At 59.1% G+C, this 13,490-nt stretch carries 12 protein-coding genes; 5 read left to right on the forward strand and 7 right to left on the reverse strand.

Translation table 11 applies throughout. From position 1 onward, the window contains the following. Nucleotides 1-455: 455 nt before the first annotated feature. The 3 genes from DXXMK7_RS14790 (at nucleotide 456) to DXXMK7_RS14800 (ending at nucleotide 4,370) form a co-directional block, all read left to right on the forward strand. Nucleotides 456-1,772, forward strand: coding sequence for a PTS transporter subunit IIC (locus DXXMK7_RS14790; protein WP_038919758.1), 1,317 nt, complete (start codon nucleotides 456-458; stop codon nucleotides 1,770-1,772). A gap of 268 nt (nucleotides 1,773-2,040) precedes the next feature. After that, complete coding sequence (locus tag DXXMK7_RS14795; RefSeq protein WP_038919759.1) at nucleotides 2,041-3,654, forward strand: sensor histidine kinase; 1,614 nt, start codon at nucleotides 2,041-2,043, stop codon at nucleotides 3,652-3,654. Nucleotides 3,655-3,677: 23 nt separating this feature from the next. Then, entirely contained in the window at nucleotides 3,678-4,370 is a 693-nt protein-coding gene (locus DXXMK7_RS14800; protein ID WP_038919760.1) for a response regulator, read from the forward strand. A gap of 90 nt (nucleotides 4,371-4,460) precedes the next feature. Here the strand turns inward: DXXMK7_RS14800 and hutH are convergent, their stop codons facing one another. From hutH to DXXMK7_RS14835, 7 genes are all read right to left on the reverse strand, one after another. Further along, entirely contained in the window at nucleotides 4,461-5,963 is a 1,503-nt protein-coding gene (gene hutH / locus DXXMK7_RS14805; protein ID WP_038919761.1) for a histidine ammonia-lyase, read from the reverse strand. 9 nt (nucleotides 5,964-5,972) lie between these two features. Beyond that, nucleotides 5,973-6,755: an ABC transporter ATP-binding protein gene (locus DXXMK7_RS14810; RefSeq protein ID WP_038919762.1), complete on the reverse strand. Its 783-nt coding sequence runs from the start codon at nucleotides 6,753-6,755 to the stop codon at nucleotides 5,973-5,975. Next, nucleotides 6,748-7,464, reverse strand: a complete 717-nt coding sequence (locus DXXMK7_RS14815; RefSeq protein ID WP_038667085.1) for an ABC transporter permease — start codon at nucleotides 7,462-7,464, stop codon at nucleotides 6,748-6,750. The genes DXXMK7_RS14810 and DXXMK7_RS14815 overlap by 8 nt, the downstream gene beginning before the upstream one ends. Continuing rightward, entirely contained in the window at nucleotides 7,461-8,183 is a 723-nt protein-coding gene (locus DXXMK7_RS14820) for an ABC transporter permease (RefSeq protein WP_038919763.1), read from the reverse strand. The genes DXXMK7_RS14815 and DXXMK7_RS14820 overlap by 4 nt, the downstream gene beginning before the upstream one ends. A 15-nt stretch (nucleotides 8,184-8,198) precedes the next feature. Next, nucleotides 8,199-9,056: a transporter substrate-binding domain-containing protein gene (locus DXXMK7_RS14825; protein ID WP_038919764.1), complete on the reverse strand. Its 858-nt coding sequence runs from the start codon at nucleotides 9,054-9,056 to the stop codon at nucleotides 8,199-8,201. A gap of 255 nt (nucleotides 9,057-9,311) precedes the next feature. Further along, the gene (locus tag DXXMK7_RS14830) at nucleotides 9,312-9,860 is read right to left on the reverse strand and encodes a HutD family protein (protein WP_038919765.1); all 549 of its coding nucleotides are present in this window, start codon (nucleotides 9,858-9,860) and stop codon (nucleotides 9,312-9,314) included. After that, nucleotides 9,860-11,224 (reverse strand): formimidoylglutamate deiminase, encoded by a 1,365-nt coding sequence (locus tag DXXMK7_RS14835; protein ID WP_038919766.1) that lies wholly within the window; start codon nucleotides 11,222-11,224, stop codon nucleotides 9,860-9,862. Before DXXMK7_RS14835 ends, DXXMK7_RS14830 begins: the two co-directional genes overlap by 1 nt. 249 nt (nucleotides 11,225-11,473) lie before the next feature. Between DXXMK7_RS14835 and hutI the strand changes: the two genes are divergently transcribed. Both hutI and hutG read left to right on the forward strand, forming a co-directional pair. Then, nucleotides 11,474-12,688, forward strand: coding sequence for an imidazolonepropionase (gene hutI, locus DXXMK7_RS14840; RefSeq protein WP_049842590.1), 1,215 nt, complete (start codon nucleotides 11,474-11,476; stop codon nucleotides 12,686-12,688). Next, nucleotides 12,685-13,485: an N-formylglutamate deformylase gene (hutG, locus tag DXXMK7_RS14845; RefSeq protein ID WP_038919767.1), complete on the forward strand. Its 801-nt coding sequence runs from the start codon at nucleotides 12,685-12,687 to the stop codon at nucleotides 13,483-13,485. Before hutI ends, hutG begins: the two co-directional genes overlap by 4 nt. Nucleotides 13,486-13,490: the final 5 nt, after the last annotated feature.

Genomic DNA, 13,490 nt, shown 5'->3' on the forward strand with positions numbered 1-13,490 from the left:
TACCCTGCCGGGTACGTTCGGCGACATGCTCACGATATTCTTTCAACACAGCACGTTCCTCATAAGCTCAGATAATTCATTCGTAATCGAGTTAATCAGCACTATTCCTGCTGGCGGTTACTCACGTTTTTAAAATAGAAAAGACTCAGGCCGTTCACAATAAATCAAAGAATTGCATTGACTGGCGATTCAGCATTGCTGAAATAAATTAAATAACCATTTCACTTAACATTTTCAATTATGTCATTTAACATGAAATAGATAAAAGCCGCTAAATTCGAATGCCGGATGACGGTAAATAAAGAAAAATAACAAATCAATGGAATAATAATTAAAAGCATAAAATTCATTTAATTCTTTTTATTTATCCATCAATGTGATCGCCGATCAACTTTCACTGACAGGATCGCAGTTACTTTACCCCGGTCAAAAGATTATGAATAAAGGGGAATCCTGTGTTTCAATTTCTTATCGAGCTACTAAAAGACGCCGCCATATTGGTGAGTCTTTTTACCATGCTGGGAAATATCATTCAAAAGAAGAATATTAACGATATTATTACTTCTACAATCAAAACCTATCTGGGCTTTGTCATTCTTTTTGCCAGTGCAAACTTGCTTATTTCTCCGGCACTGAATAATTTCTCAAAAATATTCCTCACCGCCTTTCACGTTCAGGGCATTGTGCCTAACAACGAAGTCGTTATCGTTGTCGCCATGGAAAAACTGGGCCAGCTCTATTCTTCGGCCATCGCCGCCGGCCTTATCGGCGCCATGTTTTTCAATATTGTGCTGGCTAAAATCACTCCGCTGAAATATATCGTCCTGTCCGGGCATCATGTTTTCTTCATGGTGAGCTGCCTGACGATCATTGCCATGCTGCACGGCATCTCCGTTTCTAATTCCGCTATCCTGGCGACACTGATTACCGGAGTATGGTGTGTTATTTCTCCGGCGCTGCTGGTGCGCTATTGCCGACAAATTGACAACTGCGACGCATTGAGACAATCCGGCGATTTCTCTATCGGCCAGTTCGGTTCCACCAGCTATATGCTGGCCGGCTGGTTAGGGGAAAAACTGGGTAATAAAGAAAATGATGCGGAAAAACTGGCCATTCCGACCAGCATTGGTTTTTTAAAAGACAAACAGGTTTCGACTTTCTTTGTGATGCTGTTGTTCTTTGTTGTCTCCGCGCTGGTCGCCGGCGCCGATCATGTGCAGGCGATCGCGGACGCAGGCAATAAAGATCACAGCCATACCAATATATTTCTGTTCCTGCTGAAACAAGCCGGGCTGTTTGCAGCGGGTGTCTACATGCTGACCCGCGGCGTACATATGTTTATTGAAGAGCTGATTCCGGCGTTTAAAGGCATCAGCGATAAAGTCATCAAGAAATCGATTCCGGCGATTGAAATCTATTCGCTGTTTCCTTATTCCAACAACGCCGTTTTCATCGGTTTTATCTGTTGTACCGTCAGCGGCTTCCTGACCATGATTTTGTTGCCGGTATTTGGTTATCCGGCGATGGTTCCCAGCCTGCTGTTCACGTTTGCCAGCGGCGGCGGCGCGGGCATTATCGGTAACGCCACCGGCGGTATCCGCGGCGCGATAATCGGCGCCGTGGCCTGCGGCATCATCTCCATTGCCGGCTCCGCATTCATTTTCCAGCCGATCCACGACGCCGGCGTCGATGCCCCGACCACCTACTCGACGACCGATTTTACGTTGCTGGGTCTTTCGCTGCACAGCGCGTTATCGTTGTTGAATCGCTAAAAGCATCGTTGTTGTCACTAAAAACATTGTTGTTATCACTAAAAACATTGTCGTTGAATCACTAAAAACATTGACGTGGCCTGGCGCAATCAGGCCACCTATCTGTTTCAATAGCATCGCGCAGCACCCGCAGCGCGTAACACCGTTTTCCTGCGGCTCGCGAGCAATCGGCAACCTTTCCATCTGGCGATGGTATCTTTGCCCCCGACAGCCCCCCACAGGGTGATGCGGTATTTATCCTGTGCAACCATGACTGACGGAACCCACCATGTCCGAGGCCATAACCGCCGGCAGCGAGCCGAGCAGTTCTTATAAATATCAGATAATACTTTACTATTTCATCACCTCGCTGGCCGTGGTGGTGGTGACCGGCTGCGCTGTCTTTCTCGTTATCAGCAACCTGCTCTATAACGACGTGGCGGATAAATCCAAAAATCTGGCACTGATCCTCTCGCAGGATTCCGCGCTTAAACAGGCGGTCAACAACCGGGATCAGGCGGCGCTGCGTAGCCTGATCGATCAGCGCTACGCCCGCAGCGATGCGGATTTTATTGTCATCAGCGACACGGATAACATCCGCCTCTACCATCCCGACCCCGCTCAGGTGAACCTGGCCATCAAGGATATCGGCAACATCACCCTGCTGCGCGATGGGAAAAGCTATACCGTCAACAATACCGGCTATTCCGGCGCCTCGGTAAAAACGCGCGCGCCGTTTATTCTGGATGGAAAATATATCGGCTACGTGTCGGTCGGGTATACGGAAGCGCACCGCCGGGGTCTACTGGCGGACTATTTCTCCCCATTCTTCGGCCTGCTGATTTCCGTATTTATCCTGATCCTGCTGGGCGGCGTGTTTTCCTACCGCCTGCTGAAAAAACAGATGTCCGGCCTGACGCCGGAAATGATTAACTATAAATATCAGGTGCGCAGGGCTATTCTGCACGCCATTTACGACGGCGTGATCGCCGTCAGCCCGGAAGGGCGCATCATCGCCATCAACAACGCCGCCAAAAAGATGCTCTCCATCGACCATCCCCACGGCCCGCTGACCGGACACAAGATTACTGATTATGTGGTACCGGCCGATTTCTTCTTATCCGCCGAGCGTCAGGAGTGCCACGATGTGGACGTCGCCTTTAACGGTTCGACGTTTATCGCCAACCGGACCATCATCCTCAATCAGCAGGATGAGTTTGCCGGTTTTGTGATCAGTCTAAGGGAAAAGACCAACGAAACCCTGATGACCCAGCAGGTCAACCACATTAAACATGAAAGCGAAGAACTGCGGGTAATCAGTCACGAATTCAAAAACCGGCTGGCCGTTATCTACGGTCTGATCCAGTTGGGAGAATATGAGCGGGTCAGCCAGTACGTCGCGCAGGAGAATGCCCAGCTGCAGCAGTTTTATGATGCGATTATCAAATCCTTTCACTGCCCGTGCGTTGCCGGGTTGATCCTCGGCAAAGTGGGGCGCGCGGGCGAACTGGGCATCGATCTGCGTATTGACCCGCTATCCTATTACACCGGAGCGGACGCGCCGCTGAGCGCCGAGGAGATGGCCTGCATCATCGGTAATCTGCTGGACAACGCGCTGGAAGCGACGGTGAAAACGCCCGCCCATCCCCAGTCGATCGAGCTGTATCTCAATGACAGCAGCGATGAAATCGTGCTATCGGTGCAGGATAATGGCCCTGGCCTCAGCCAGATAGCGGCGGAAACGCTGTTTGTGAAGGGCGCGACCAGCAAACCGGGCCGTCATCACGGCGTAGGGTTGTATCTGGTGCAGTCACTGGTGCAGAAAGCGCGGGGCGAGTGTCTGGTCGATGCGGCCGACGATAACGGCGGTGCGGTTTTTTCAGTTTACATCCCCAAGATTTAACAAAGAGTTAGAAGATTGACGCTATGGAAAACAAGATCAGCGTATTTTTGGTTGAAGATAATCACGACATGGCTTTCTTCATTGCCAGCTTCATCAAAAAACACCCAGAATTTCTGCTGTTAGGAAGCGCCGATACCCTTGCCGATGCCCGGATAGCCATCGCCGCCCAAAAACCCGATCTCGTGATGCTGGATAACTATCTGCCCGATGGCACGGGGATCGACATCATGAAACATCTGCGAACCACGCAGCCGGATATCGACGTCATTTTTATCACCGCCGCCAACGACATCGACACGATTAAAACGGCGATACGCCACGGCGCCTGTGACTATCTGGTCAAACCGTTCATGCTGGAAAGGCTGGAAGAAGCGTTAAAAAACTATCTGATGTTCAACAGAAAGGTACGCCAGAAATCGCATCTGCCGCAGGAAGAGATCGACCGCGTGATACGTCAGTCAATCCCCTATAGCGCGCCGGCGGGATTCATCTACCCGAAAGGCATTGATGAACTGACGCTCAATCAGGTGCGAGCGGCATTTTCCGGCGAAAACGTGCAGCACACCGCCGACAGCCTGAGCGACACGATCGGCATCAGCAAATCCACCGCCCGACGCTACCTTGAATACTGCAAAAACATCAAACTGCTGGAAGCGCACATTCAGCACGGCACCGTCGGGCGCCCCCAGCGCTTTTACCGTCTGACATTCAATTAACCGGCAACGCGCCGGTTGCCTGCCCTCCCCCGGTCCCGCTATCGGTTATGCGGGCATGTCTGTATCGCTCTGCTTGCCCATTCGGCAGGGCTAGTCGCCCCAACAGAGATCCTGCTGCCGCAGCACCTGCACCGCGCTGGCGATATCCGGCGCCAGCCAGCGATCTTCCTGCCAGACGGCAACCTGCTGACGCAACAACCGCCACGCCCGGCGGGTGCCGACGCCGGCATTATCCGGGCCGAGAAAATCCAGCGCCTGCGCCGCCAGCAGATACTCTATCGCCAGCACGTGCCAGACGTTTTCCGCCAGTTTCAATAACTTGAGCACCGCCGGGGTGCCCATGCTGAGGTGATCTTCCTGCAGGCCGGAGGTGACAAAGTTATCCACCACCGCGGGCTGCGCCAACAGACGGTTCTCGCCGCAAAGCGAGGCAGCCACATACTGGGCGATCATCATGCCGGAATTCACCCCCGGCTGGGCGACCAGAAACGGCGGCAGCCCGCTCACCAGCGGATTGATCAGCCGGTCCAGCCGGCGCTCCGCCACGCCCGCCAGCTCGCATAACGCCAGCGCCAGGCTGTCCGCCGCCAGCGCCACCGCTTCGCCATGCGGGTTCGCCTGCGACACCACCCGCCATTGTTCCGGCGTGCCCAGCACCAGCGGGTTATCGGTGGCGGCATTCAGCTCCATCTCGATGCGCTGCGCCGCCGACGCAAATTGATCGCGGCAGGCGCCGTGAATTTGGGGGATGGAGCGTAAACTCAGCGCATCCTGCGTGCGAATGCCTTCGCTCTCGGCGATGATCCGGCTCCCGGCCAGCAGAGCGCGCACGCGCTGCCCGACCTGCTGAATGCCTGCGCTCGGTTTTAACGCCAGTACTTCAGGGTCAAACGCCACGATCTGCCCGCGCAGCGCCTCAAAGCTCATCGCGCCGGTCACATCGGCCCAGTCCAGTTGCCGCGCGGCGTCATCCAGCGCCAGACAGGCGAGCCCGGTCATGCACGGCGTGCCGTTGACCAGCGACAGCCCGTCTTTCGCCCCCAGCGTCACCGGCGTGACGCCAATGCGCTGCAACGCTTCCGGCGCGGGCAGCACCTGCCCTTGTAGTTCCACCTCGCCGACGCCGATCAGCGCCAGCCCGATGTGCGCCATATGGGTGAGATAGCCGACCGAGCCCTGCGACGGCACGCACGGCGTGGCGCCCTGATTCAGCAGCGTCAGCAGCGCCTGCACGATATCCGGTTGAATCCCCGACTTGCCGTGGCTGTAATTAGCGATCGCCGCGCACATGATGGCGCGGGTCTGTTCGACGGACAGCCGCGGCCCCACGCCGCAGGCGTGGCTCAGCAAGGTATTACGCGACAGCCGCGCCAGATCCGCCGTCGGCAAGGTCACATTGCATAACGCGCCCAGCCCGGTATTCACGCCATAGGCCAGCGTGTCGCTGTCCACAATCTGTTCGACGATACGCCGCGACTGGCGCATACGCCGCCAGGCCGCATCGCTCAGGCTCAGATGCGCGCCGTGGCGCGCCACCTGCACCAGTTCATACCAGACCAGCGGGGCGTCGCCCCAGCAAATCTCAATGTCCATGCCGTCCTCCTATACTGTCTGGTGACTGGCGATAAATTGCTGAAAACGCGGCGAGCTGTCGCCGCCGAACATGGCATCGGGCGCGCCCTCGCAGTCAATCCGCCCCTGATGCATGAACACCACCCGGCTGGACACGTGGCGGGCGAATCCCATTTCATGGGTGACCACCAGCATCGTGCGCCCCTCTTCGGCCAGCCCGCGCATCACTTTCAGCACGTCGCCGACCAGTTCCGGGTCCAGCGCCGAGGTCGGCTCATCGAACAGCATGACGTCCGGCTCCATCGACAGCGCGCGGGCAATCGCCACCCGTTGCTGTTGACCGCCGGACAGCTGCGTCGGATAAAAATGCCGCCGTTCATACAACCCGACTTTCGCCAGCAGCGCCTCGGCCTGCCCGACGCACTCGGCGCGCGAACGTCTGAGGATATGCAACGGTCCTTCGATGACGTTTTGCAGCACCGTCATGTGGCTCCACAGATTGAAATTCTGGAACACCATCCCCAGCCGGGTGCGCAGCCGTTCCACCTGACGCCGGTCGGCCGCGACCTGATGGCCGAGTTTATGGCGCTTCATCAGGATCATTTCGCCGCTGACGGCGACCGTGCCGTCGTCCGGCGTTTCCAGCAGGTTGATGCAACGCAAAAAGGTGCTCTTGCCCGACCCGCTGGCGCCCAGCAGCGAAATCACCTCGCCTTTGCGCGCATCCAGCGAGATGCCCTTGAGCACCTCAAGCGCGCCGAATGATTTGCGGATATCGATCATCGATAAGGTTATGGGGGCGGTTTTATTCATGCTCTCTCCCGGGAGACGTCGGCACGGCGGCCAGATTCGGCGACAAGGCGCGTTCCAGCCAGGCAAACACCCTGACAATAATGAAGTTCAGCAACAGGTAAATCAGCGCGGCGCAGACAAACACCTCCAGCGTGCGGTAGGTGCGCTGGATAATCTGTTGCGCCACGCCGGTGACATCCCACACCGTGACCAGACTGGCCAGCGCGGTGGATTTGATCAGCAAAATTGCCTCGGTCGACCAGGCGGGCAGCGCGTGACGCAACGCGACCGGCGCGATGATGCGGCGCAGCAGCAGCCAGCGCGACATACCGCACGCCAGACCGGCTTCAATCTGCCCGGCGGGAATGGACAGCAGCGCGCCGCGCAGAATTTCCGCGGTATAACCGGCGGTGCACAGCGCCAGCGCCAGCACGGCGCAGCTGAAAGGGTCGCGCAGCACCGGCCAGAACAGGCTGTCGCGCACCGCGCTGAACTGCCCCAGCCCGTAATAGACCAGAAACAGCTGAATCAGCAACGGCGTACCACGAAAGATCAGCATATACAAACGGGCAAACCCGCTCAGCGGCCAGACCGCGCTAACCCGCATCGCCACCAGCAGCACCGAGAGCACCGCCCCGACCGCGAACGAGGAAAAAAACAGCCCCAGCGTCACCGGCAGCGCCGACAGTAATCGCAGGAACGTCTGCGTCAGAAAGGCAATATCGATCATGACGGCTCCTGAATCGCCTTACGGCGATAAGGCTGGGACAAGATCCGCTCCAGACGGGCAAACGCGGTATTGGAGAACACCGTCAGGATCAGATAGATCGCCGCCCCGGTGAGGTAGAACAGAAAATAGTCGCGGGTCGAGCCGGCCGCCATCTGGCTGGCGCGCATCAGTTCGACAATGCCGGTTACCGAAACCAGCGCCGAATCCTTCAGGCTCATCTGCCAGACATTGGACAACCCCGGCAGGGCAAAGCGGATCACCTGCGGCAGCAGAATCCGCCACCCGATGCGCCAGCGCGGCATACCCATCGCGCTGGCGGCCTCAAGTTCGCCGCTATTCACGGCCAGACGCGCCGCGCGGTACACCTCGCCCTGATACGACGCGGAAATCAGGCCAATCGCCAGCGCGCCGATCAGGAAAGGCGGCAGTTCGATAAATCCCTCGGCCCCGAACCAGCGCCCAACCTGCGTCAGCACGCCGGAACCGCCAAAATAGAACAGATAGATGATCAGCAGTTCCGGAATGCCGCGAAACACGATGGAATAGGTCTCACCCGCCACGCGCCAGAGCCGGCGCGTGGACAGTTTGGCCGCGGCGACCGCGGCGCCGACCAAAGCGCCGATCAGCAACGCCGCCATCGTCAGGCACAAAGTGGTCAGCGCGGCCATCGCCAACAGGCCGCCCCACCCCTGATCGCTGAAATCTAACAGGGCCAGCATAGCGTTTCCTCAGTCTCAGGGGGTGACGTTCGTTTTGAACCACTTCTCGCTGAGCGTTTTCACCGTTCCGTCCGCCAGCGCGGTCTTGATGGCCGCATCGAATTTGGCCTTCAGTTCCGGATCGCTTTTACGAAAGCCCAGTGCTTCCCCTTCTCCCCAGATAGGCCCGGTCAGTTGCGGACCGCCCAGCGTCAGGTTGCTGTTTTCCGGCTTGCTGAGGATGGAGTTGGCGAAGGTGACATCGTCAAACACCGCGTCGATGCGCCCGGCCTGCAAATCGAGAATGGCGTCGGCGGATGCGGTGTATTCGCGCACGGTGGCGACGTCCCGGAAGTAGGCGTCGATGAACGGCGTGTAGACGGTGCCGGAGGCGATACCGATGGTTTTGCCCTGCAACGCGCCGCGCAGGCCGGCGACCGCCGGCTTAATCTGGTCAGGATCATTCGCCAGTTTAATCATCGCTTTATCCGCCTCGACAGGCAGCGCCAGCTTGCCTTTGACGGTAATAAAGCTGGCCGGCGTGGACGCATACGGCAGGGAGAAATCCACCACCTGTTTGCGCTCCGGGGTAATCACGATGGCGTCCATCATCACATCGAACTTGCCGGCCTGCAGACCGGCGATCATGCCGTCCCAGTTTTGCACCACCAGCTTGCACTGGAGGTTCATCCGCTGGCACAGGATCGTCATCAGTTCCGGCTCAAACCCGCCCAGCTTGCCGCCCGGCAAGGTCAGGTTCCAGGGTTCGTAACTGCCTTCCGTCGCGATAGTCACCGACTTCCACTCTTTGGCCTGCACGCCCGCGCTGAAGGCGGCCGACGCGCTCACTACACATAAGGCAATCACAGGTAGAACCAATCCGCTCTTTTTCATGTCTTCCCCCTGGTGTTTAACCGTCAAAGTAATTACATGTATATACAACATCAATTAAGCAGCAAGATTCGGGCCATGATTGCGATTAGCAGGCCAATCTCAGCCGGTAAGTCCGGCCAATCCCGCCCGGCAGCGGCCGTCAGGGAATAACGGCGCATGGGGAAAACACATTCGACAGTGGGAAGACCGATTCGGGGCGGCACCGCACAACGGCGGTGCCCAATTGTTGTGCATCAGGGTGATGCACAGAGCAGATTATCGTGCGTGGATCGTGGTCAGGAGCAAAACGGCGTTGTCGTCATCCGGCGTCCAGTCCACGCCTGAAGACCGCCACCAGACGCCGTCTCCGGCAGCCAGCCGATGTGCGCCGGATCGCCAGTGCCCCGCCAGTACGTACGCCACACCGTCCGCCGCCGGCGTTTGCGCCGCCGTACCGTTGACGACCGCGATCTCCGCCCGGTAGCGACGGCGATCGACCATGATATTGAAGTCCAGACTGACGCCGCCGCACAGCCGCGCCGTGATCGCCTGCTCGCCGGCGAAGGCGAACGGCTGATGCAGCGTCAGCCGGTGTCGCCAGTCTTCACTGCACAGCTCCACGCCGTCGCCGGACAACAGGGTAATCACCCGGTCTACGCCGGGAAAACTGGAAAAATCGCCGTCGCGCTCGATGGTGGCGATACTGGCGCGCCAGGCAAAATCGTCGCCGGGTTCGTCCGACGGTATCCGGCAGATTTCCCGGGTTTCGCCGCCGCCGTTTTTCCAGCGGCTGACCGGCAGGGTATTAAGACTGAACGTTTGCATCACAGCACCGCCTGCAACGACTGCATCACCTCGACAAACCGGGCGTCAACCTCCTCGTCCAGCGCGTGCCGTCCGTCTTCAATCACCGGTTTACCCGCCACCCACACATCACGGATCTGCTGGCGATCGCCGGCAAATAGCCAGCGGTTGAGCAGGCTGTCGTCAGCCACCGCGCTCAACAGCGCATCTTCGCGCAGCACCAGCCAGTCGGCACGCCAGCCGACGCTCAGTTCGCCGACCGGCACCCGGCAGGCCTGGGCGCCGCCCTGCAACGCCTGCGCGTACAACAGGCTGCCCACTGCCGGTTGCTGCGGCGTCACCACCCGGTTGCGACGGCGATCGCGCAGGCGCTGACCGTATTCCAGCCAGCGCAGTTCCTCCAGCACATTCAGCGACACATGGCTGTCGGAGCCGATGCCCCAGCGCCCGCCCTGCGCCACGTAACGGTCGAGCGGGAAAATACCGTCGCCGAGATTGGCTTCGGTGGTCGGGCACAATCCCGCCACCGCCAGGCTGCCGGCCAACCGGCTTAGTTCCTGCTCATCCAGATGGGTGGCATGCACCAGACACCAGCGGGCATCCACCGCGAAGCGGTTGAACAACCACTGCACCGGGCGTTCACCGCTCCAGCTCAGGCAATCGTCCACCTCTTTTTGCTGTTCGGCGATATGGATATGCACCGGCAGGCTGCTGTCGCTGGCTTCCAGCACATCCTCCATCTGGTTGTGGCTGACCGCGCGCAGCGAATGGAAACACAGCCCGTGATTGAGCAGCGGATAAGGCTGAATCAGCGCCGCCAGCGTTTCCTGCTGACTCAGGTAGTGATCCACATCCTGAATAAAACGCGCTTGCCCCGGATGCGGCGGCTGCGCGCCGAATCCGCTGTAGCTGTAAAGCACCGGCAGCAGAGTCTGGCCGATGCCGACCCGCTGCGCCGCCGCCAGCAGATGACGCAGCATGTCGTGCTGGCGGTACGGCTTGCCGTGCAGGTCATGGTGCAGGTAGTGAAATTCAGCCACCTGACTGTAACCGCCCTTGAGCATATCGATATACAACCGGGTGGCGATCACCCCCACCTGCTCCGGCGTCAGGTTCGCGACCATGCGGTACATCAGGTCGCGCCAGGTCCAGAAGCTGTCCTGCGCGTTGCCCGCGACCTCCGCCAGCCCGGCCATCGCGCGCTGGAAAGCGTGCGAATGCAGGTTAACCATCGTCGGCAACACAATGCCCGGCAGACGTTGTGCGCCTTCCGGCGTCGCATCCGGCGTCACGGACTGCAGGCAACCCAGTTCATCCACTTCCAGACGCACATTGCGCGCCATTCCCTGCGGCAGCAACGCGCGCGCGGCAAAATAAACGGACATAGCGAAATCCTGTCGGTGATTATCGTTGATAACATTGTTCATTGATAACGAATGTATAGACATATCTATACACTAAAGTCGGCAGCGCATGACATAAGGCTTTTTTATTTCGCCGCAGAAACCGGTTAACAGCCGATACTGTGACGGAGAAAGTGAATAAGAAATTCCTATTCCGTCACAGCTTGCTGAAATCCTGCGGTGGGGCGTATAACTTGTCTATACAAGACTATAACAGCAAGAGGGAACAGGATGACGATAGTCTGTGACAGTCTGTGGCTGGGCGCCGATCTGGTTACCCTGCGCGGCGGCCGCTATCAGGTGATTGAGGATGGCGCACTGGCCGTTACCGACGGCCGCATCGTCTGGCTGGGTGCGCGGCAAGCCTTGCCCGCTATCGCGCCGGCGCGCGTCACCGATTTTGGCGGCGGCATCATTACGCCCGGTTTTATCGACTGTCATACCCATCTGGTGTTTGGCGGCGATCGCAGCGGCGAATTCGAGCAGCGCCTCAACGGCGTCAGCTATGCCGATATCGCCGCGGCGGGCGGCGGCATTCTCGCCACCGTCAACGCTACCCGGCTGGCGGACCACGACAGCCTGTTCGCCTCGGCGCTCGCACGTTTGCGGCCGTTACTGGCCGAAGGCGTCACCACGCTGGAGATCAAATCCGGCTACGGGCTGGATGTGGACAGCGAACTGAAAATGCTGCGGGTGATCCGCGCGCTGGGCAGGCAACACCCGGTGCAGATCGTCTCGACCTGTCTGGCCGCCCACGCCATCCCGCCGGAGTTCCGGCAGCAACCGGAGGCGTGGATCGATTTGGTCTGCCGCGAACTGCTGCCAGCGGTGGTCAGCGAAGGGCTGGCCGACGCCGTCGATGCCTTCTGCGAGCATCTGGCGTTCAGCCCGGCGCAGGTAGAGCGGCTGTTTCAGGCAGCGCAAACGCATAAACTGCCGGTCAAACTGCATGCCGAGCAGTTATCGTCGTTGCATGGCAGCGCGCTTGCCGCACGCTTTCAGGCGCTGTCTGCCGACCATCTGGAATACGCCACCGAGCAGGATGTGGCGGCAATGGCGGCGGCAGGTACCGTCGCGGTGCTGTTGCCCGGCGCCTATTATCTGCTGCGGGAAACGCAATGCCCGCCGGTCGAGCTATTTCGCCGCTACGGCGTGCCGATGGCGATCGCCAGCGACTGCAACCCCGGCACCTCGCCCGCGCTGTCGCTGCGGCTGATGCTGAACATGGCCTGCACCCTGTTTCGACTGACGCCGGAAGAAGCGCTGGCCGGAGTAACGTTGCACGCCGCCCGCGCGCTGGGGCTGGAGCAGAGCCACGGCTCGCTGGAAACCGGCAAGGTGGCGGATTTCGTACACTGGCCGCTGGCGCGCCCGGCGGAACTGGTTTACTGGCTGGGCGGTCAACTGCCCTGCACTACGATTTTTCGCGGAGAACAACGCCCATGACCCCGTTTACCTTTATCGAGGGCGACAGCCCGCTGCTGCTCAGCATTCCCCACGCCGGCACCGACCTGACGCCGGAGGTGGCCGACGGGCTCAGCCCGGCCGCGCGGCCGCTGTCGGATACCGACTGGCATATCCCGCAACTGTACGATTTCGCCCGCGGGCTGGGTGCCAGCGTGCTGGCGGCCAACTATTCGCGTTTTGTCATCGACCTGAACCGTCCGGCCGACGATCAGCCGCTGTATACCACCGCCACCACCGGCCTGTTTCCGGACGTACTGTTCGACGGTACCCCGGCATTCCTGGCCGACCGCGCGCCGTCGGAAACAGTGCGTGCCGGTTATCTGCGCGAGATCTGGCAGCCTTATCATCAGCAAATCCAGCAGCAACTGGCGCGTATCAAGCAGCGCCACGGCTATGCGCTGCTGTTCGACGCCCACTCCATCGCTTCACGTATTCCACGTTTGTTTGACGGCCAACTGCCGGATTTGAACCTCGGCACCAATGGCGGCCTCAGCAGCGCGCCCGAAATCGAAGCCGCGCTGCTGGAGGCGTGTCAGTCACAGTACCGCTGGAGCTGGGTACTGAACGGCCGATTCCGCGGCGGCTATATCACCCGAGCCTACGGCCAGCCGGAACAGCATCAGTATGCGCTGCAGTTGGAACTGGCGCAGTGCAACTATATGAGCGAACAGGCGCCGTTCGCCTGGCAACCGGCCAAAGCGCGGGAACTGCAACCGATGCTGGAACGCATCGTGCGTACCTTTATGGACACGGCGGCCAGGCTGCATCACGGCTGACCGCC

It is taken from the genome of Dickeya sp. MK7, assembly GCF_000406305.1.
GTDB lineage: Bacteria > Pseudomonadota > Gammaproteobacteria > Enterobacterales > Enterobacteriaceae > Dickeya > Dickeya fangzhongdai.